This is a genomic window from Gemmiger sp., from assembly GCF_057431175.1.
In genome coordinates this window covers 40,925-60,580 of record NZ_DBMDDV010000008.1, presented here as the reverse complement: position 1 = coordinate 60,580, position 19,656 = coordinate 40,925, and the positions used below count along the sequence as shown (strand labels likewise).

The 19,656-nt window shown below is 59.5% G+C and carries 18 protein-coding genes; 16 read left to right on the top strand and 2 right to left on the bottom strand.

What is annotated here, in order from left to right:
- Window positions 1-11: 11 nt before the first annotated feature.
- The 3 genes from ACZO0A_RS04910 (at window position 12) to ACZO0A_RS04900 (ending at window position 2,862) form a co-directional block, all read left to right on the top strand.
- Window positions 12-695 carry a response regulator transcription factor gene (locus tag ACZO0A_RS04910; RefSeq protein ID WP_215691321.1) on the top strand — a complete coding sequence of 228 codons (684 nt, stop codon included), beginning with the start codon at window positions 12-14 and terminating at the stop codon, window positions 693-695.
- Complete coding sequence (locus ACZO0A_RS04905) at window positions 692-2,200, top strand: sensor histidine kinase (protein ID WP_215691319.1); 1,509 nt, start codon at window positions 692-694, stop codon at window positions 2,198-2,200. Before ACZO0A_RS04910 ends, ACZO0A_RS04905 begins: the two co-directional genes overlap by 4 nt.
- Before the next feature lie 125 nt (window positions 2,201-2,325).
- Window positions 2,326-2,862, top strand: a complete 537-nt coding sequence (locus tag ACZO0A_RS04900) for a hypothetical protein (protein WP_215691317.1) — start codon at window positions 2,326-2,328, stop codon at window positions 2,860-2,862.
- A 209-nt stretch (window positions 2,863-3,071) separates the two neighbouring features.
- Here ACZO0A_RS04900 and ACZO0A_RS04895 read toward each other — a convergent pair whose 3' ends face one another.
- A complete protein-coding gene (locus ACZO0A_RS04895) occupies window positions 3,072-3,566 on the bottom strand; it encodes an N-acetyltransferase (protein WP_302376933.1) in 495 nt (164 codons plus the stop codon).
- A gap of 179 nt (window positions 3,567-3,745) precedes the next feature.
- Between ACZO0A_RS04895 and feoB the strand changes: the two genes are divergently transcribed.
- The 13 genes from feoB to ACZO0A_RS04830 all read left to right on the top strand — a co-directional run bounded on the left by feoB (window position 3,746) and on the right by ACZO0A_RS04830 (window position 18,469).
- Window positions 3,746-6,118 (top strand): ferrous iron transport protein B, encoded by a 2,373-nt coding sequence (gene feoB / locus ACZO0A_RS04890; protein WP_302376934.1) that lies wholly within the window; start codon window positions 3,746-3,748, stop codon window positions 6,116-6,118.
- A 28-nt stretch (window positions 6,119-6,146) separates the two neighbouring features.
- A complete protein-coding gene (locus ACZO0A_RS04885) occupies window positions 6,147-6,299 on the top strand; it encodes a FeoB-associated Cys-rich membrane protein (protein WP_215691313.1) in 153 nt (50 codons plus the stop codon).
- A gap of 197 nt (window positions 6,300-6,496) precedes the next feature.
- Window positions 6,497-7,366, top strand: coding sequence for a PPK2 family polyphosphate kinase (locus ACZO0A_RS04880; RefSeq protein WP_302376937.1), 870 nt, complete (start codon window positions 6,497-6,499; stop codon window positions 7,364-7,366).
- Complete coding sequence (locus ACZO0A_RS04875; RefSeq protein ID WP_302492871.1) at window positions 7,366-8,481, top strand: glycosyltransferase family 1 protein; 1,116 nt, start codon at window positions 7,366-7,368, stop codon at window positions 8,479-8,481. The genes ACZO0A_RS04880 and ACZO0A_RS04875 overlap by 1 nt, the downstream gene beginning before the upstream one ends.
- Window positions 8,478-9,467 (top strand): glycosyltransferase family 2 protein, encoded by a 990-nt coding sequence (locus ACZO0A_RS04870; protein WP_302376940.1) that lies wholly within the window; start codon window positions 8,478-8,480, stop codon window positions 9,465-9,467. The genes ACZO0A_RS04875 and ACZO0A_RS04870 overlap by 4 nt, the downstream gene beginning before the upstream one ends.
- Complete coding sequence (locus ACZO0A_RS04865; RefSeq protein ID WP_302376942.1) at window positions 9,468-10,688, top strand: glycosyltransferase family protein; 1,221 nt, start codon at window positions 9,468-9,470, stop codon at window positions 10,686-10,688.
- A 164-nt stretch (window positions 10,689-10,852) separates the two neighbouring features.
- The gene (locus ACZO0A_RS04860; RefSeq protein ID WP_302376944.1) at window positions 10,853-12,118 is read left to right on the top strand and encodes a glycosyltransferase family 4 protein; all 1,266 of its coding nucleotides are present in this window, start codon (window positions 10,853-10,855) and stop codon (window positions 12,116-12,118) included.
- Window positions 12,115-13,116: a glycosyltransferase family 2 protein gene (locus ACZO0A_RS04855; protein ID WP_291231496.1), complete on the top strand. Its 1,002-nt coding sequence runs from the start codon at window positions 12,115-12,117 to the stop codon at window positions 13,114-13,116. Before ACZO0A_RS04860 ends, ACZO0A_RS04855 begins: the two co-directional genes overlap by 4 nt.
- A 115-nt stretch (window positions 13,117-13,231) precedes the next feature.
- Window positions 13,232-14,248 (top strand): glycosyltransferase family 2 protein, encoded by a 1,017-nt coding sequence (locus ACZO0A_RS04850; protein WP_291209842.1) that lies wholly within the window; start codon window positions 13,232-13,234, stop codon window positions 14,246-14,248.
- Window positions 14,249-14,250: 2 nt separating this feature from the next.
- Entirely contained in the window at window positions 14,251-15,228 is a 978-nt protein-coding gene (locus ACZO0A_RS04845; protein WP_291209840.1) for a glycosyltransferase family 2 protein, read from the top strand.
- 121 nt (window positions 15,229-15,349) lie between these two features.
- Window positions 15,350-16,573, top strand: a complete 1,224-nt coding sequence (locus tag ACZO0A_RS04840) for a glycosyltransferase family 4 protein (protein ID WP_302376946.1) — start codon at window positions 15,350-15,352, stop codon at window positions 16,571-16,573.
- On the top strand, window positions 16,570-17,631 hold the full coding sequence (locus ACZO0A_RS04835; RefSeq protein ID WP_302376948.1) for a glycosyltransferase family 2 protein: 1,062 nt from the start codon (window positions 16,570-16,572) through the stop codon (window positions 17,629-17,631). The genes ACZO0A_RS04840 and ACZO0A_RS04835 overlap by 4 nt, the downstream gene beginning before the upstream one ends.
- Before the next feature lie 241 nt (window positions 17,632-17,872).
- The gene (locus ACZO0A_RS04830) at window positions 17,873-18,469 is read left to right on the top strand and encodes a P-loop nucleotide/nucleoside kinase family protein (RefSeq protein WP_486846119.1); all 597 of its coding nucleotides are present in this window, start codon (window positions 17,873-17,875) and stop codon (window positions 18,467-18,469) included.
- Window positions 18,470-18,520: 51 nt separating this feature from the next.
- Here the strand turns inward: ACZO0A_RS04830 and ACZO0A_RS04825 are convergent, their stop codons facing one another.
- Window positions 18,521-19,093: a cysteine hydrolase family protein gene (locus ACZO0A_RS04825; protein WP_486846118.1), complete on the bottom strand. Its 573-nt coding sequence runs from the start codon at window positions 19,091-19,093 to the stop codon at window positions 18,521-18,523.
- Between the last annotated feature and the right edge of the window lie 563 nt (window positions 19,094-19,656).

Genomic DNA, 19,656 nt, shown 5'->3' with positions numbered 1-19,656 from the left:
GGTCTTTTCCCATGGCAAAAATTCTGATCGTTGACGATGAGCCGCGTATCCGTGACCTCATCCGTGAGCATCTGCAATATGCCGGTTTCACCTGCGAGGAAGCCGGTGACGGTACCGCTGCCCTCAGTGCGTTGAGCCAAGGCGGCATTGACCTGGTGATTTTGGACATTATGATGCCGTTTATGGACGGCATGACCTGCCTGCGGGAGATGCGCACCCGCAAGATCATGACCCCGGTCATCATGCTGACCGCCCGCAGTGAGGAGTACGACAAGCTGGCCGGCCTGGAAAGCGGTGCCGACGATTACGTTGTCAAGCCCTTTTCCCCGCGGGAGCTGGTGGCCCGCGTCAAGGCCGTGCTGGCCCGCACGATGCCCAAACCGGCCGAGGACTCCGGCAGCTACACCTTTGGCGACCTGCACATCGACACGGCCAGCCACAGCGTGAAAGTGGCCGGGCAGGAGGCCCCGCTGACCCCCAAGGAGTTTGACCTGCTGGTGTTCCTCGTCAGCAACAAGGGCATTGCCCTGAGCCGCGAGAAGATTTTGCAAAAGGTCTGGAACTACGACTATTACGGCGAGGACCGCACCGTGGACACCCACGTCAAAATGCTGCGCAGCCACCTTGGCCCCTGCCGCAAATACATCACCACCGTATGGGGCATCGGGTACAAATTCGACCCGGATACGCTATGAGAAAACCCAACACACCTAAAAAGCCCTTTGCATTAAGCATCCGCTGGCAGCTGATGCTGTTTATCGGCGGCATTACGCTGTTTACGCTGCTGCTGGTGTGGGGCATCATCACCTACGCGCTGGCACCGCAGTACAACCGCAATATCCGCAATAAGCTGGACGCCAAAGCGGCGGCCATCACGGCGCTGATCGACCAGTCGGACAGCGCGATCTCCAACAGAAGCTATCTGGGCCTGACGCTGAACGAGGATTTCTGGGACGGCGTCAGCGAGACGTTCCAGGACAAAAAAATCAATGTGGACAGCTGCTGCGTTGATTTTTCCGACACAACGCTGCGCTGCCTGAAAGCCTACGAGAGTATGTACCCCTGCCTGCTGCACGAGAGCACCGGTGCATTCGACGGCGCGTTCGGCTACAATGTGGACACCCATGTAGCCATTCAGCTGCGGCAAAAGCTGTTCCAGAACGGTGAGCTGTACCAGATCGTGAAGGTCGGTTCCACCATGCAGATGTGCGTGGGGCGGCTCTCGGCAGACGGCCAGTACGGCGTCATCGTCTCCACAAGTCTGGCACAGATCACCACCGCCGCCGAGGTGCTGCGGTCGATCCTGGGCCCTGTGGCGCTGCTTCTGCTGGTGCTTGACCTGCTGTTTGCCATGCTGTTCAGCCGTTGGTTCACCAACCCCATCCGCAAGCTGTCCAACGGCGCACAGGAGATCGCAGCGGGCAACTATGACGTCGCCATCAAGGTGGAGCACCACGACGAGATCGGACGTCTGGCCGAGGATTTCAACTATATGGCCACCGAGGTCAAGCGCAGCGCCCAGCTGGAAAAGGACATTCTCGCCAACGTCAGCCACGACCTGCGCACGCCGCTGACCCTGATAAAGGGTTACGCCGAGACGGTGCGCGACCTGACCGGCAGTGACGATGCCAAGCGCACTGAGCAATGCAACATTATTGTCGATGAGACGGATCGCCTCTCGACGCTGGTAAACAGCGTGATGGAACTGAGCAAAGTGCAGAGCGGCGCGGAAAAGCCAAACCTTGTTGACTTTGACATGAGCGAGCTTTGCTTTGAAGTGGCGGGCCGCTACGATGCACTGTGCGACAAAAATCACTGGAAGCTCGACTTGCAGGCCGACGACGCCTGCCCGGTGAGCGCTGACCCCGCTATGATGGAGCGGGTGCTGCACAACCTGCTGGGCAATGCGTTCCACCACATTGGCGCGGACGGCGTCGTGGTGCTGCGGGCCATCCCGCAGGAAAAGGGCTGCCGCATTGAAATTGAGGACCATGGCCCCGGCATCCCGCCAGAGGATTTACCCTACATTTTTGACCGCTACTACCGCGCCCGGCAGGACAGCGGCCGCACCGGCACCGGCCTGGGCCTGTCCATCACCAAAGCCATCCTGCAGCAGCACGGCTTCGCCTTCGGTGTCAACAGCGCCGTCGGGAAAGGGTCAACGTTCTGGTTCGAGATGGTGGATACGAGAAATAAATAACTGCCAGCCGTAAGGGTCGGATATGTCCGGTCCTCAACTTACCCGTAAGCAGCATCTGCCGATACAGCCGCGGGCCGGGCACGACCGGCCCCCACACCACAGCACCCCAAAAAGGAGGCCCCCACATGGAAAACGTAAACGCCAAAATGGATGAGCAGCTGAAAGCCCGCGTGGACGATTTGACGCGCTCCAACGATGAAAACCGTGACGGCAAGCTGGATGCCGCCGACCTGAAAGCCCAGCTGAACCGCATTGAGGCCCAGCTGGAGCTGCAAGACCGGCAGAACCGCGGCATTATCGCCAACCAGCGCAAACGGATGATTTTAAGCGTCGTGCTGGTGGTCGTGATTCTGGCGGCGCTGGCGTTTTTCGGCTGGCGGATGAATATTGCCTACAACAACGTCATGGACGCCTGCAGCCGCGTCAACGACCTGGCCGACACGGTGAACACGAGCCTTGCCACGCTGGACCAGAGCGAGCTGGACGCCATGATGCAGGACCTTCCGGAAATCACCGACCAGTTGAAAAAAATCGACGTGGATGCGCTGAACAACGCCCTGACCCAGCTACCTGCCCTGATGGACACCGTGAACAGTCTGCAATCCCAGGTGCAGAGCATCGTGAATCTGTTCAGCGGGTTAAGTTCCGTGTTTGGACGGTAAATAAAATGTAGCGAAAAAGCCTTCCCCCTTTGGGGGAAGGTGGCCGCAGGCCGGATGAGGGGGGCCTTGCCGTAAGTTTCGCTTTGTAGGGTGGCATGGCAAACTTGCCCCTCATCAGCCCGCTTTGCGGGCAGCTTCCCCCCAGGGTGAAGCCTTTTAGCACAGCAACGCCCCGCATTCCCTATACCGGGAATGCGGGGCGCTGTTGTTTATATTGCGTAATGGTAGTACGCCCACCTTGGCGTGCCGTCCTCGGTGTAAATTGTCCCGCAGCGCACAAAGCCGCAGGCTTTCAGCGTGTGCTGCATATAGGTGTTGTCGGCGTGGGTATCGGCGCGTACCGGCAGGCCCTGCTGTAAACACCACTGCACGCACAAGCGCCCGATGCCGCCCACGTGCCCCGCCGACGCCAGACGATGGATCGTCGCGTAGGGTACATCCTCGGGCCAGGCACCGTCCTCGATGTGATGGTAGGTGGGGTCGTCGCCGGGTATCAGGCAGAACACCGCCTGAATGGTCTCCTCCCCCATCACCACATGGCAGACGCCTCGCTCGATTTCAGCGGCCAGGCGGGCTTCACCGGGGTAGCCTGCGTGCCATTGGGTGGGGTTGCCGTGGGTCTGCATGAAGGCCCGGGCGTTTGTGTATAACTGCATCAGTTCCGGCAACTCGGCGGTTGTTGCCGCGCGGACGGTGAATTCCATAGACAGCACTCCTTAATAATACCCGCAAAGTATATCACATTTCATCCCGGTGCACAATCACTGAAACTGCGGCGGCTTACCGCTTTTTTGATATTTTTCTTGCATCCGGCCCCTGTGTGTGCTACACTGTATCTGCAAAGTTAGAAGAGCCAAACTTTTAGACAAAAGAGGATTGTAAAATGACACTGGCAGAACTAAAAGTTGGGCAGGATGCTGTGCTGCGCACGATTGGCGGGCAGGGCGAACTGCGTCATCACCTGTTGGATATGGGGCTGACCCCCGGCACCGAAGTGACCTTGCGCAAGGTCGCACCGATGGGCGACCCTATCGAGGTGGAGCTGCGTGGGTATGAGCTGACCCTGCGCCTGGCAGATGCCGCGAAAATTGAAGTGGAAAATATCCACGAAACGGATCGCGCCGCCCGCAGTGAGCAGCGGCACACCCCTGTCCCCCACCCAGGTGTAGGCGAACTGCGCAAGGCCCCCAGCTATCATGACCGCAAGAATGGTTCGGAGATTGCCAAGGGCCGCCCGCTGCGCTTTGCCCTGGCCGGCAACCAGAACTGCGGTAAAACGACACTTTTCAACCAGCTTACCGGCTCCAACCAGCACGTCGGCAACTTTCCCGGTGTGACGGTGGACCGCAAGGACGGCGTTATCCGCGGCCACAGTGAGGCCACCGTCACCGATCTGCCGGGTATCTATTCCCTGTCGCCTTATTCCAGCGAGGAGATCGTCACGCGCGATTTTTTGCTGAACACGCACCCGGATGGCATCATTAACATCGTAGATGCGTCAAACATCGAGCGGAACCTGTACCTGACCATGCAGCTGATGGAGCTGAATATCCCGCTGGTGCTGGCGCTAAATATGATGGACGAAGTCCGCGCCAATGGCGGCACGGTCATGGTCAACGAGCTGGAGGAACTGCTCGGCGTTCCGGTCGTGCCCATCTCTGCCGCCAAAAACGAGGGTATCGACGAGCTGGTCGAACACGCCTTGCATGTGGCCCGCCACCGCGAGACGCCCGGCCGCATCGACTTTTGCGATGCTGGCGACGGCAAGGGCGGCGCGGTGCATCGCTGTATCCATGCTGTGAACCATTTGATTGAAGATCACGCCGCCCGCGCGGGCCTGCCTGTGCGCTTTGCCGCGACCAAACTTGTGGAAGGCGATCCGCTGATTGAAAAAGCGCTGGATCTGGATGAGAACGAGAAGGAACTGCTGGGCCACACGATTGCCGAGCTGGAAAGTGAAACCGGGCTGGATCGTGAGGCCGCCCTGGCCGATATGCGGTTCAACTTCATTGAACGTCTGTGCGAAAGAACCGTTGTGCGCCCCGGCGAAAGCCGCGAGCACAAGCGCAGCGTAGCAATCGACAAGATACTTACCGGCAAATATACGGCTTTGCCATGCTTTATCGGCATTATGGCGCTGGTGTTCTGGCTGACCTTCGGTGTGATCGGTGCAGGTTTATCCGACCTTTTGACCCTGGGCATCGATGCCGTGACAAATTTGACTGACCGCGCGCTGACCGCCTACGGCATCAACCCGGTCGTACATAGCCTTGTCATTGACGGCGTGTTTGCCGGTGTAGGCAGTGTGCTGAGCTTCTTGCCGGTTATTGTCACACTGTTCTTCTTCCTTTCGATTCTGGAGGACACCGGCTACATGGCCCGCGTTGCCTTCGTTATGGATCAACTGCTGCGCCGTATCGGCCTTTCCGGCCGCAGCTTTGTTCCCATGCTGATTGGCTTTGGCTGTTCTGTACCGGCCATCATGGCGACCCGCACATTATCCAGTGACCGCGACCGCAAAATGACGATTCTACTCACACCGTTCATGAGTTGTTCGGCCAAGTTGCCCATCTATGCGCTGTTCACAACGGCGTTTTTCCCGCGGCAGTACCGGGCCCTTGTCATGATCGGGCTGTACCTGACCGGCATTGTGTGCGGAATTTTGTACGCCATCCTGTTAAAATTCACCAAATACAAAGGTGAGCCGGTCCCCTTTGTCATGGAGCTGCCCAACTACCGTTTTCCCTCTGCACGCAGTGTCGGCCAGTTGATTTGGGAGAAAGCCCGAGACTTTTTGCAAAAGGCATTCACCATTATTTTTGTTGCCACGGTGCTTATCTGGTTCCTGCAAACATTTGATGCACGGCTCAATGTAGCCGCCACCCCGGACGCCAGCCTGCTGGCGGGCATCGGCAGCTTTATTGCCCCCATTTTTAAACCGCTCGGCTTTGGCGACTGGCGTGTTTCTACGGCGCTTATCACCGGTTTTACCGCAAAAGAAAGCGTTGTTTCCACCCTGACTGTGCTGCTGGGCGGCGATACCACTGCGCTGGCTACGCTGTTTACGCCGTTCACGGCAATCGTATTCCTGGTATTTACCTTGCTGTATACGCCCTGTGTGGCCGCCATTGCGGCTGTCAAGCGTGAGCTGGGCGGTGCTAAGGCTGCTGCCGGGGTAGTTTTGATGCAATGTGCTATTGCATGGGGCGTGGCATTTGTGGTACACTGTGTAGGCAGTTTAATAGGTTTTGTGTAACGCAATACAATAAATCGAGGTATCCTACATGGCAAGTGTCATTGTTGTTGTAATTATTTTTGTTTTGCTGGCGCTGGCGATCCTGTTTATCTGCCAGAACGGCGGCTGGCAGGGCGGCTGCGGCGGCAACTGCGCCGGCTGCCATAACAAATGCGCCGAGAGCGAGAAGAAAAAGAAGTAACGCACTTGTAAAGGCTTTCCCCGCGGGGAAAGCCTTTTTCAAATGGCTCTGTTTTCCCATCTTGTTTTCCTTTCCGGGTTTCGCGTTTCTACTCCCCTATGCTTAATGCCCGGCCTTTTTTTCTTGCTGCCAAGGTTGCACAATCCGTCAAAACCGGGTATACTATTTATATCTATATTTTGGGGGAGGTTCTGCCCATGAAAGCCGATAAATACCGCTTTGACGGCTCCCGCGCCTGTGATCTGCGCGCACTGTCCTGCGATGGCAAGGACGACGCGCCTGACAAGGACGAAATTATAGCCAAAACGGCCGAGAATCTGCAAAAAATGGCCGCTTTGCAGGACGCCTTTTACGCCGATGGGCGCGAAGGGCTTATCATTGTTTTGCAGGCGCTGGACGCCGCAGGCAAGGACGGCACGGTCAAACACGTTATGTCCGGGCTGAACCCCCAGGGCGTGCAGGTCACGAGCTTTAAACAGCCCAACAGCGAGGAATTGAAGCACGACTTCCTCTGGCGCGTCAACAAAGCGCTGCCCCCGCGCGGGACCATCGCCATCTTCAACCGCAGCTATTATGAGGATGTGCTCGTAGTGCAGGTACACGACCTGCAAAAGACTTACCAGATGGCCGACCGCGTGCTGGGCGAGAGCAAAAAGGCATTTTTTAAAAAGCGCTACCGCCAGATCAGAAATTATGAGGAGTATCTTTTCGACAACAGCTACCGCATTGTGAAAATTTTCCTCAACATCTCCAAGAAAGAGCAGAAAAAGCGGTTTTTGGAGCGCATCGACAACCCGGCCAAGAACTGGAAATTCTCGTCCAGCGATCTGGCCGAGCGGGCGCATTTTGACGAATACCTGGACGTATACGCGGACGTCATCGACGCCACCGCCACGCCGGAAAGCCCCTGGTATGCTCTGCCCGCCGACCGCAAGTGGTACACCCGCTATCTGGTCAGTGAAATTGTGCTGGACGCTTTGCAGCAGTGCAGCCATACCTACCCGCAGCTGGACGCCGCCGCACAGGCCGCGCTCAAGGACTGCCGCACCCGACTGGAGGCTGAGTGATGCCGCCTATCCGTGTTTTGCAGATCATGCCCGCCATGGACGCCGGCGGCATGGAGACGTTCGTCATGAACGTATACCGCACCATCGACCGCGAAAAGGTCCAGTTTGATTTCCTCTACCATTACGATAAGCCGTGCTTTTTTGACGATGAGATACGTGCCCTGGGCGGCCGCATTTACAAGTTGACCGTACGGCAGGACAATAACATCCCACGCTACCTGCGCGCGCTGCGCACCCTGTTTGCCGCCCACCCGGAGTGGCGCATCATCCACGGCCATTACAGCGGGTTTGGGATGTTTTATAACCCTGTGGCCAAGCGGGCGGGCATCCCGGTACGGTGCGGCCACAGCCACAACACTGCCTATGAGCCGAACCTGGTGGGCCAGCTGGACCGCGTCATGAGCAGCTTTTTCCGCTTTGGCCTGACCGACCGCTTCGCCTGCAGCGAGAAAGCCGGGCAGATGCTGTACGGCAAAGCGCCGTTTACCGTAGTACCCAACGGTATTGACACGGCGCGATTTGCCGCCCGCGATGCCCAGCGCCGCGCTCTTTTGCGGGGCGAACTGGGCGTGACCGACCAGGAGATTTTGTTCGGCCACGTGGGGCGGTTTTCGGCCCAGAAAAACCACCCCGGACTGCTGAAAATTTTTGCCGCAGTGCGTACACGTCTGCCCAAGGCGCGGCTGGTGCTGCTGGGCGGCGGTGAACCTGCCTACGTGGAAAAAATGCAAAATCTGGCCGCCGAGCTGGGCCTGGGCGACAGCGTGATTTTTGCCGGTGTGCGAAGCAATATGCAAAGTTTTTATGATGCTATGGACGCCTTTATGCTGCCCAGCCTGTTTGAGGGGCTCCCTGTCGTGCTGGTGGAAGCCCAGACCGCGGGCCTGCCCTGCTTTGTGTCTGACACGGTGGACGCGGGCGCGGCCTTTACCGACCGGGTGAAATTTTTGCCGCTGAACGATGTTTCCGCCTGGACAAATACAATCGCGGCGGCATCTTTCCGCCGTGACCCGCAGGCGCGGGAAAAGGCCGTGAAGGCTGGGTATGATATCCACACCAGCGCCCAAGTGCTGCAACAATTTTACCTGCGCCGCTATGCCGAGGTGACGAAATGAAGCCCTGCGAGATTGCAGTCATTGTGCCGGTACATAACGCGGCGGCGTTTTTGACCGCCTGCACCGATGCCATTGCCGCACAAAAATTTGACGCCTTTCGGTGCATTTTGGTGGACGACGGCTCCACGGACGGTTCCCCCGCCCTGTGCGATGCCATTGCGGCGGGCGACCAGCGGTTTGTGGCCATGCACCAGCCCAACAGCGGTGTCTGCGCGGCCCGTACAGTCGGACTGCGCCGCGCCCAAGAACTGGGCGCACGGTGGTATGCCTTTTGCGACGCGGACGATCTGTATCACCCGGAACTGCTGGCTACGCTGTACGCCGCCGTGACCAACAGCGGCCTGCCGCTGGCCTGCTGCCGCTATGACACATTTACCGACGCTGCACCGGCAAATTCTTCCGTACCGTCCAACTGTAAGGTTCTGCGCAGCCCCGCGCATCTGGACGCGCTGCTGCATGACCACGCCGTGGACTACGGCCTGTGGAACAAGCTGTTCTCGGCCGATTTGCTGACTGAGGAAATGCTGGACAACGGCCTGGCCTACAATGAAGATTTATTGGCGAACTGGCGTGCATTTTTGGCAGCACCAGGGTGTGCCTACTGCGATTTTGCAGGCTACCACTACCGCCAGCACGCGGCCAGCGCCAGCCACCGCGCCCTGCCGCCGCAGAGCATCGACGACCAGCGCCGCGCTGCTGCTGAGATACGCGCAACCGCCCCCGACGCCCTGCGCGAGAGCGTGAACGCCTTTTATTATGAAAAGCTCGTCTACCTGGCCAGCATGATTTTACGCCGTGCCAACGCCGACGATTACCGTACCCAGCTGTGTGAGCTAAAGGTGGCGATTGCAGCCGGGGAAAAAGACCCCCAGCTGGGCCGCAACCCGCAGCTGCCGCGCAGCATACAGCTTGCGGCATTTTTGACGCTGCACGCGCCGCGTTTGTGGCGGTGGGCGTGCAAAAATTTCTTGAAGGACCGACAATAAATGCGCATTTTATTTGTACTGGACCGGGTGGAGAACGCCGCCAGCGCCAACGCCCTGATGGGGTTCCGACTGGCGGAACAGCTGGTTGCCTGCGACCACTCCGTACATATTTTGACCTTGTGGGACGGCCTGCACACCCCGCCTGCCCCGCCGGAAGGGGTCGTGCAGCATCTGCTGGCCTTTGCCGACGAGCGCCTGATGAATGAGGCGCTGGAAAACGGCCGCAGAGGCGGCACGCCGGTACCGCTGCGGCTGGCCCGGCTGGCCGCCCACCCCACGGCTGTGGCGGCAGCGTTCCGCCAGCTGGTGCTGAAAAGACCCCGCCGCACCGTGGATACGCAGCGGAAGATCGAGCGGCTGGACGCTGAATTTCACTATGACGTCGTCTGTGCTGTCTGTGCACCCTACCGCGCGGCCTTTGCGCTGGAGGAGGCGTCCATCGGCGGTAAAAAGTACCTATGGCAGCTAGACCCCTACGCCAGCAACCGGGACTACACGGCCCCGGGCGGCTTTGCAAGGGAGGGTCGGCTGCTGGACGCGCTGGATGGGACCTTCATCACGCCGCAGGCCGTGCCCGACTATGCCGACGATGCCCCGCTGGCGAACTGGTGCGAAAAGACCCATGTGCTGGGCTTCCCGACGCTGCTGCCGCGGGAGTGCCGCGCGGAAGAACACGACGATATGCGGTGCGTTTTCTGCGGCAGCTTGTACCCGGAACTGCGGGAGCCGCACTTTGCGGCGGCATTGTTCAGCGCCCTGCCCGGCACAGACGTGACCCTGACGATGGCAGGCGGCGGCTGGGAGCGGTTCGCCGCCGATGCCGCCCAGCTGGCGGACAAAATGGGCGCAAGATTTGTGCGCCCGGGGATGCTCTCGCCCGCCGACGCCGACGCACTGGAAAACAGCGCGGATGTTCTGGTGAGCCTGGGCAACGCCTACGACAATCAGATGCCGAGCAAGCTGTTCGGCTATTTTGCCACCGGCAAGCCGGTCTTGCACCTGGCCGTGAGCGAGAGTGACCCTACCCTGCCCTACCTGGCCCGCTACCCGCTGGCACTGGTGCTGCACGCGGGGGAAGACGTGACGCCTGGCGTAGTGGCAAAATTGGACAAGTGGCTGCATGATGTAAAGGGAAAACATCTGCCGTTCGCCGAGGTGGCGAAGCTCTACCCAGAGTTTACGCCCGAAAAGGTGGCGGAGGCGTTTTTGCGGGGAATGTGATAGTAACGCCCTAGTGCAACCGTAGGGGCGGGGCTCTGCTCCGCCCGTGCCCATTTGCCGTGTGACAGGCTTTCCGGGAAAAGGGATACCATCGAAAGGCTTCCGGGCGGAGCAGAGCCCCGCCCCTAGCCTGGCAATCATTTTGGTTATAGAAGGAGCACCCCATGCACATTCTCTGGCTTGTAAAAACGACGCTGCCGCAGGCGGCGGTGGCGTGCGGACTGGCAAGGGCCAGCGACGTGAGCGGCAGCTGGCTGACCGGCCAGCTGGCCGCACTGCGCACCCACGCCGATCTGCACCTGACGGTGCTCTGCGTCGGCAAGGCCGATGCCAGCGGCGCAGCGGACGGCGTGGACTACCGCATCGTGGCCGATGCCGCCGCCTTTGCGCCGCTTTTGCAGGCCGGGGCGTTTGACCTTGTGCACATTTGGGGCACCGAGTACGATGCTGCCGCCGTGATGGCCGACGCCGCCCGGGCGCAAAACCTGCCAGTGCTGTTCAGCATCCAGGGTGTCATGCGGGACTGCGCCGCCCACCTGTGCGACGGCGTGCCCGACGCCTACCGCCATTCGGGCGCGGTGTGGCACGCCATTGACCGCGCCGTGCCCGGGGAGCTGCTGGACAATATGCAGGCAAATTTTGACGCACTGGCGGCAAAAGAAGCGGCTCTGCTGCACGATGCCCGCCATGTGACCGGCCGCACAGGTTTCGACCGTGCCGCCTGCGCCGTCCTGGCCCCGAGCGCCCGCTACTACCCCTGCAACGAAACACTGCGCCCGCTGTTTTACACCGGCACGCTCTGGCACGCGCGGGAGTTTGCCGCCTCGCCGGTGCTGTTTCTGCCCCAAGGCAACTACCCGCTGAAAAATCTGCACACCGTCATCAAGGCACTGCCCGCCGTGCTGGCCCAATACGGCAACGCCCAGCTGCAAATTGCGGGCTGGCCCCCGCTGGACAAAGGCCCGCTGCTGCGCCCGGTCATCGACCGGATGTTCCCTTACAAACTCTACTGCAAGCGGCTGGCCGCGCAGCTGGGCGTGGCGGGGCACATCCGCTACACCGGCCCGCTGGACGCCTCCGCCATGCGCCAGGCATATCTGGAGGCCGACGTTTTCCTGCTGCCGTCCAGCTGCGAGAACAGCCCCAACAGCCTGGGCGAAGCCATGCTGCTGGGCCTGCCCTGCGTGGCCGCCGCCGTGGGAGGGATTTCCTCAATGCTGGAAGATGGCCGCGAGGGCTATCTGTACGGCGACGCGCTGGATGAAAAAGCGCTGGCCAACGCGATCCTGCGGGTGCTGCAAAGCCCAGACGGCGGCACGGCCATGGGCCAGGCCGCCCGCGCCCGGGCGCTGCAGACCCACGACGCCGCCCGCAACGCCGATGATTTGATACATATCTACGAGACTATTTTGCGCGAGGAACACAAGTGAGCATCCGTAACGTTTCCATCATCATCCCCTGTTATAAGGCTGCGGCCACGCTGCGCCGCGCCGTAGCAAGTGCCTTGACAGACGCTCCCTCCGACATAGAGATCCTGCTGGTGGACGACGGCAACCCCGATGACACCGGGGCGCTTTGTGACGAGCTGACCGCCGCAGACCCACGCATAACGGCCCTGCACCGCGAAAACGGCGGCGCGGGCGCAGCCCGCAATACCGGGCTGGACGCGGCAAGCGGCGAATGGGTGCTGTTTTTGGATGCCGACGACGCGCTGCTGCCCGGGCTGTGGTCTGCGTTGGACGGCGTAATCACCGACGCCGATATGATTTTGTTCGGCCTGACGCGGGTTTCCACAGGTGATATCCAGCCCACGGACTACCTGCCTGCGGGCGAATACGCCGACCTGGCCGCACTGGGCGGGGCGCTCTCTCCCCTGCTGTTTGACACCGGGCTGCTGGCTGCGCCCTATCCTAAGCTGTTCCGCCGCCGCACGCTGGGCGGCCTGCGGTTTGACGATCAGCTGCAAATCAATGAGGATGTTTTATTTAACATACAATTTTTACAAATTTCCTCTGCCATTTATTGCCTGCATGGTGTATACTATAAGCAGTATGATACGGAGTCTGGCAGTCTGTCCCGCCGCCTGCGGGGAGATTTGCTGGACGCCGAGCGCATCACCCGCCCGGCGCTGGCCGCCCTGCTGCGGAAAAGCGGCCTGGACCCCGCGCCCTACGAGCACACCAGCCGTCTGCGGGCCTGCCTGAACCAGTACGGTTTGCTGACTGGCTGCAGGGGGGATTTGCCATATGCAAGGCGCCGCGCACTGTTTGCCGAGATCCTGGCCGACAATGACGCCCGCGCCGCCCTGCAAGAGCGGCTGCGGAATGACCCAAACAAGATTCTGGCCGTGCCGTACCGTATTGGTGTGGCATGGAATTGGCCGGGGTTATTGGCGGCGTATACGCTCATCAAACAGCGGCTGCTGTAATGCGGGCGCATATAGAATGCGGCCCTCCGCCTTCCCATAAACGCTCGCTCGCCTTACACGACCGGGCCGGGCATGCCCGGCCCCTACAAGGCAGTTACTATAAAAGGAAGTACCTATGTCTGACCATCCCAAAATCAGCATAATCTCCACGGTGTACAACACAGGGCCTTATCTGCGCCCCGCAGTGGAAAGCATCCTGGCGCAGACCTTCACCGATTTTGAGCTGCTGCTCGTCGACGACGGCAGCCACGACGGCTCGGCGGAAGTCTGTGACGCACTGGCCGCGCAGGATACCCGCATCCGGGTATTCCACCAGGCCAACGGCGGCCCCGCCCACGCCCGCAATACCGGGCTGGACAATGTCCGGGGCGACTACATCGGCATCGTGGATTCCGACGACCTCATCGAGCCGACGATGTTCGAGACGCTTTATAACGCAGTACAGGCCCCCGGCGTGCGGCTGGCGGCCTGTGCGGCGGACTGCATCGACGCCGACGGCAGCAAGATCGAGGGCCGGATGGTCACGATCCGCCAGACCGGCGTGCGCGACGCCCAGGAACTGCTGCTGGAGGCATTCCAGACCGGCAGTTTCTATGGGCCGCTGAGCTGGAACAAGCTGTTTGACGCGCGGCTCTTCAAGGAAAAAGGCATCCATTACGATGAGACGATGCTGTTTGGCGACGATGCCAGTGTGCTGCACCGCGTCTTTGAAGGTGAGCGCTGCAACTGCCTGGGCGACGTGCTCTACCATTACCGCACCCGCGCCGGGCAGATCACGACGGCAGGCTTCCCGCCCCGCAAAATCGATGACTTGCGGATGTACTGGGAATGGCTGCAGTATTTCTCGGCCCGGCCGGGGCGCGAGGAATACTACGACTGGGCCGTTGTGCGGTACTGGCAGATTTTTTACCAGTTCTGGTGCCAATCCGACGCGGCAGGTAACCTGCCCGAACTGAAGCCTAAATTTTTGGCGCACAAAAATCATCTGGACGCCATTTTGCCGGATATCATAGCCAGTAAGCATCTGCCGCTGGGCGAGAAGCTGCGGGCCGCAGCCTTCTGCGCAAGCCCCACGCTGACCTACGGCGCGGCGGCGGCCTGGGGACGTCTGCACAAGAGGAAGGGGAACTAACCATGGAACATATTGCGATCAGCGTGATCGTGCCGATCTACAACACCAAGCCGTATCTGGAAGAGTGCATCGAGAGCATCCTGGCCCAGAAGATCAATGTGCCCATCGAGGTGCTGCTCATCGACGATGGCTCCACCGACGGCTGCGCCGAAATCTGCGATAAATATGCTGCCCGGGACGAGCGCGTGCGGGTCATTCACCAGGAGAACCAGGGCCTGTCCGCTGCGCGCAATGCGGGCATTGATAACGCCAAGGGCCGCTACTATTCCTTCGTCGACTCCGACGATATCGTACTGCCGCGCTTTTTGCAGACGCTGTACGACGCCTGCGAGGAGCACGACGCCTATATGTCCCTCTGCTCGGTCGAGGACGTGCAGGAGGACGGCAAGAGCTGTGACCCGGCCTACTTTACCCGCCCCACGCAGGAGGGTATTTTCTGCGGGAAGAATCTGCTGAATGAGTTCTACACCCCCTACGGCACGGTCTACACCGTGGCCTGGAACAAACTCTACCGCGCCGAGGTCTGGAAGCTGCTGCACTACCCCGAAGGCCGCCTGCATGAGGATGATTTTGTGGCACACCGCCTGTTCTGGCGCTGCGATAAGGTCGTCTGTGTGGACAAGCCGCTCTACCATTACCGCCTGCGCAACGGCAGCATCTGCCGCACCAACATCAAACCCGAAGCCTTCGACGCCGTGGACGGTCTGGCCGACCGTTACCGCTTCTATGTGGAGAACCGCGCTGACCGCACGGTCGTGGATGCCGCCTATGCGGCCTGCTGGCGGCGGTATCTGTTCCTCTGCGCAAAGGTGCGTCAGGCCCCGACGCCCGAGCTGGTCAAGGCCATCAGCAAGGAGCAGTTCCTGATGCAGGGCTTAATCAGCTACCTGCCCAACTGCCGCAACATGAAGATGACCGAAAAGCTCAGCGCCGCCCGCTGGGCCATGATGAGCGCACAAAGTTTGTGCCCGATCAAGTAAGGTTCGCGCGGCCCTCAACCTGCCGGGAACTGCCTTCCTGCGGGAAAGCTGCGGGCCGGGCATACCCGGCCCCTACACGCAGCCGATATCTGTTCAAAATCCACTTTCTAAGGAGCCTGCATTGGCGTTACGAAATCACGACAAAGAAAAGCGTCCCCGCGTGCTACTGATACCGCCGCCGGATCTGCCGGTGCCTGCGGTGCAGGGCGGTGCGGTGGAAACCCTGCTGACCCATTTGATCCGTGAAAACGAGAAACAGGGTCAGCTGGAGCTTTTGTGCGCCAGTGTGCCCGACGATGTCGCCCGCCGCGCTGCCGAGGGCTGGCAGCACACCAAAATGCTTTACGTGCCGCGCCCCAGCGGGCACCGCCGCTACTGGCCAATGGTCTTTCTGGAACGGTGCGTCGGCATCGCCGCCCCCTATGACCCCTGGTATCAAAAAGTTCAGCTTGCCCTCGCACTGGAATTGCCCCCGCCCGACCTGATTATCGGCGAGGGCGGCAACCTGACCCAATGCAGCGCCATCAGCCGTATGTATGGCCGCAGGCGCTGCCTGGCGCACCTGCACGGCCAAACAAACTGCACCCCGGTCATGGATGATATCTATGGCGGCGTGCTGGCCATCAGCGAGTTCATCCGCGGCGAGTACCTTTCCACCAGCAGCATTGACCACCAGCGCGCCTACATTCTGCATAACTGCATTGATACGAACCGCTTTCACCCCGGCCCGGCGTCCAAAACGCTGCGCGCCCAGCTGGGCTTTACCGATGAGGATTTCATCGTCCTTTACTGCGGCCGCCTTGACCCGGACAAGGGCATCCACAAATTGATGGAGGCCGTCGCGTCGCTGCCGCTGCCCCACGTCAAACTGCTGATCGTGGGCAGCCCCTTCTTTGCCCGCACCCAGCAAAGTGTGTTCCAACGCAAATTGGAGCAGCAGGCCAAGAGTCTGGGCGACCGGGTGCAGTTCACCGGTTATATTCCTAATGAAGATTTACCAGACTATTACCGCCTCGCCGACCTATGCTGCGTGCCCACCCTGGTGGAAGAAGCCGCAGGCCTTGTGGCGGTGGAGGCCATGGCCTGCGGCCGCCCGGTGCTTGCCACCCGCAGCGGCGGTATGCCCGAGTATCTGGAAGGCAGCCAGGCCGTGCTTGTCGAGCGCGGCGACACCGTGGCCGACCAGCTGGCGTGGAGTATCCGTATGCTGTACGAGCACCCGGCCCTCTGCGCCGAGATGGGCGCGGCCGGGGCCGAGCGCGCAAAGGCATTCTCGGTAGAACATTACTATGCGGAATTTGTGCGCATCGTGCGCGACATGACTGAAAACGGAGGTGCCCAGTGAGCAAGCCGACCATCACCGTCATTGTGCCGGTCTACAAGGCCATGGCTACGCTGGACCGCTGCGTCGAGAGCGTTGTCTCCCAGGACGTGGCAGGCGGGCTGGCCTGCATCCTGGTGGACGACGGCAGCCCTGACGACAGCGGCAAACTGTGCGACGCCTGGGCCGCGCGTGACCCCCGCGTGACGGTCATCCATCAGGACGACCTGGGCGTTTCCGGTGCGCGCAACAGCGGTCTGGCCGCAGCGGACAGCGAGTATATCGTCTTTCTTGACTCGGACGATGCCCTGCGCCCCGGGGCTTTGCAGGCGGCCCTGGACGCCCAGAACGCCGCACCGAATTCTTTCGTCTGCTGGCACTACACCACCGATGAAAACGACACTGCGCCGGTAACAGCCGCCGCCGAAACCCGCCCCCAGAGCGGCCTGGCTCGGCTGTGGCTGGACTGCCTGTTGGCGATGCCCTGGAATAAACTCTACCGCACGGCCTATGCCCAGCAGGTACAGTTTGACAGACAGTATACTTTGGGTGAAGATTTACAGTTCGTATTGGATTATGTCGAACTTTTGGGCAAAATCACCCCGGATTTCGCCTATACGGCCCTGACCGCACCGCTGACTTTTTACGATTGCAGCCGCGGCGGGACACTCTCGACCCGATATCACGCAGATTACTGCAAGATTTGGCCCGAGCATTTTGCCAAGCTGAACCGTGCTTGCAACGCCGCCCACTGCCCACAGGAGGATATGCGCCCCCTGCACCGTGCCGAGCTGACCGTTTTTGCCGAGGGCGTCGCCGACATCCTGCGCCGTGACCCGGCCAAGAGTGCCCGCGTGCGCCGGGATAAGGCCATCGCTGCGCTGCGCTGCCCCTGGATGCACGCTTTGCTGGAACGCATGAAAATTGAGGGAGCCTATTCGGCCTACTACCTTCCCTGCCGCTGGCACAGCACCCGCCTGATCTGGGCGCTGGCCGAGGCCAAGCGCACCGGCTCACCCCTGTACGGCAAGCTGGATTGGGCTGGCTATTACCTGCTGCGCGGAAAAATGCGCAGAGATTAAACGTAAAACCGCGGTGCCTGGCCGCGGTTTTTGTGTTATAAGGGCTGTGGCGCGAATCCTCTATGTCGCGCACAAAAATCCATATTCACACTTTCGTTCTCCTCATTCTCCCGCCCTTTTCTTGATACACTTTGCAAGGTTTGTCCTTTTTGGAAACGTTTCCTATTGAAATTGTTAAATGTTTGTCGTACAATACGTTTATACGCCAAGCGTATAACGTTTGTATAGAGAAGGGTTCTCCATGGATAAAAAACTGATCCTCGTAACCTCTCCGCCAGCCTGCGGCAAAACCTACGTTGCCAAGGCGCTGGCTCACGAATTGCAGCATATCGTCTACCTGGATAAGGACACGCTGATCGTCTTGTCCAAACAGATTTTTAAGGTAGCCGGGCAGCCGTATGACCGCAGCAGCGCGTTTTTCCAGGCCAACATCCGCGATTATGAGTATGACTGCGTCCTGGCCCTGGCCATGGAGGCGCTGGACTATGACGATATCGTACTCATTAACGCGCCGTTCACTCAAGAAGTGCGCGACAATGCGTTCATAGCCAATCTGAAGGCCAAACTGGCTGAGAAGGGTGCGACGCTGGCCGTCATCTGGGTCGAGACCTCGCCCGAGGTCGTCCACCACCGGATGATCGACCGCAACTCCGACCGCGACACCTGGAAGCTGACCCATTGGGACGAGTACATTAAGCAGTGTAATTTTGCCATCCCGGAAAACCTGGCCGACCCCCAGCACAAAGATAACTTGATTTTGTTCCAGAACAATAACGACGAGGAATTTGCCGCCTCTATGAAAAAGTGCGTGGCGATTCTCGAGGACACCGAGAACTGAAAAACGCCGGTACAGCACTTACGCTGTACCGGCATTTTTGTGATGTAAACTTTAAACGATGGTGAACTGGCAGTTCCGCATGGCGTCTAGCGCGGTCTGGTGCGACCGGGGCGTGACCCCGGCGCAGCAATCAGACTGAATCTCGATTTCCGTTTCTGGGAAGGCCGCGCGCAGCACCATCGCGTTGCTGATGACGCAGATGTCGGTGCAATAGCCGTAGATGACGAACTTTTCAATATCGGTCGCGGCCTTGTTGTGGGCCATCAGCTCGTCCAGAATGTCGCTGGGCAGCATATAGCTCCCGAATGTCGGCTTATTGACAATATGGGTGACTTCCGGCTCGGTCGCGGCCATGGCGTCCTCCAACTCAGGCGCAAAGTTCCAGCCGGCCTCGCCCTCGACGCAGTGTTCCACCGGCAGGTGGCGGCCCTCCCGCGTGTCCAGATAGTTGTCCTCGTGCGTGTCACGGGTGAAAAACATCCAATGCCCCGCCTCGGCGTGCGCCTTGGCAACCTTCGCCAAATGCGCCACATTGGCCTGCGCCTGCTCGTTCGCCAACGCCCCAGTGATAAAGTCCTTCTGCACATCGACTACCACGTCGATGATGATTTTTTTGTCGCTCATATCTGCAACTTCCTCTCTGCGTTTGCAACCAGTATACTGCAATATGCGCGGGATGTAAAGGGCTGCGATGAGCATGGGACGGGCGGATATTTGGGCGATTTTTTAGGAGAAGAAGAAAAATAGTTGAAGAAAACATTTGCATTTTTCTGTGAGATTTGCTATACTATATAAAGCCAATTATGTAAGCCATAAGTAATCGTGGCGCGGTTGGATAGCGCGTTGGACTCCGACAACTGCGATGCGGCAGGTTTCAGGCTCGTTTTTATTCGATACAACGCGATTTGCACTCACAAAAACGCGGTGGTCAGCGGTAGTCAGACCACGAATTGACCACTATTGGAAATTGACTACTTTACAAGATTGAAATACGCTGTAACAGCGTTTTTCATACATAAGCGATCGTAGCTCAGCTGGATAGAGCGTTCGGCTCCGACAACTGCGATACGGCAGGTTTTTGGCTCATTTTTGTTCGATACAGCGTTATTTGCGCTCGCAAAATCGCGGTGGTCAGCGGTAGTCAGACCACGAATTGACCACTATTGGAAATTGACTACTTTACAAGA

Excerpts from the sequence above, each read along its gene's own strand:
- ACZO0A_RS04870 (WP_302376940.1), top strand. The coding sequence starts at position 8,478 with ATGAAGCCCTGCGAGATTGCAGTCATTGTGCCGGTACATAACGCGGCG.
- ACZO0A_RS04905 (WP_215691319.1), top strand. The coding sequence starts at position 692 with ATGAGAAAACCCAACACACCTAAAAAGCCCTTTGCATTAAGCATCCGC.
- ACZO0A_RS04900 (WP_215691317.1), top strand. The coding sequence starts at position 2,326 with ATGGAAAACGTAAACGCCAAAATGGATGAGCAGCTGAAAGCCCGCGTG.
- ACZO0A_RS04845 (WP_291209840.1), top strand. The coding sequence starts at position 14,251 with ATGGAACATATTGCGATCAGCGTGATCGTGCCGATCTACAACACCAAG.
- ACZO0A_RS04880 (WP_302376937.1), top strand. The coding sequence starts at position 6,497 with ATGAAAGCCGATAAATACCGCTTTGACGGCTCCCGCGCCTGTGATCTG.
- ACZO0A_RS04860 (WP_302376944.1), top strand. The coding sequence starts at position 10,853 with ATGCACATTCTCTGGCTTGTAAAAACGACGCTGCCGCAGGCGGCGGTG.
- ACZO0A_RS04830 (WP_486846119.1), top strand. The coding sequence starts at position 17,873 with ATGGATAAAAAACTGATCCTCGTAACCTCTCCGCCAGCCTGCGGCAAA.
- feoB (WP_302376934.1), top strand. The coding sequence starts at position 3,746 with ATGACACTGGCAGAACTAAAAGTTGGGCAGGATGCTGTGCTGCGCACG.
- ACZO0A_RS04825 (WP_486846118.1), bottom strand. The coding sequence starts at position 19,093 with ATGAGCGACAAAAAAATCATCATCGACGTGGTAGTCGATGTGCAGAAG.
- ACZO0A_RS04885 (WP_215691313.1), top strand. The coding sequence starts at position 6,147 with ATGGCAAGTGTCATTGTTGTTGTAATTATTTTTGTTTTGCTGGCGCTG.
- ACZO0A_RS04865 (WP_302376942.1), top strand. The coding sequence starts at position 9,468 with ATGCGCATTTTATTTGTACTGGACCGGGTGGAGAACGCCGCCAGCGCC.
- ACZO0A_RS04910 (WP_215691321.1), top strand. The coding sequence starts at position 12 with ATGGCAAAAATTCTGATCGTTGACGATGAGCCGCGTATCCGTGACCTC.
- ACZO0A_RS04850 (WP_291209842.1), top strand. The coding sequence starts at position 13,232 with ATGTCTGACCATCCCAAAATCAGCATAATCTCCACGGTGTACAACACA.
- ACZO0A_RS04875 (WP_302492871.1), top strand. The coding sequence starts at position 7,366 with ATGCCGCCTATCCGTGTTTTGCAGATCATGCCCGCCATGGACGCCGGC.
- ACZO0A_RS04895 (WP_302376933.1), bottom strand. The coding sequence starts at position 3,566 with ATGGAATTCACCGTCCGCGCGGCAACAACCGCCGAGTTGCCGGAACTG.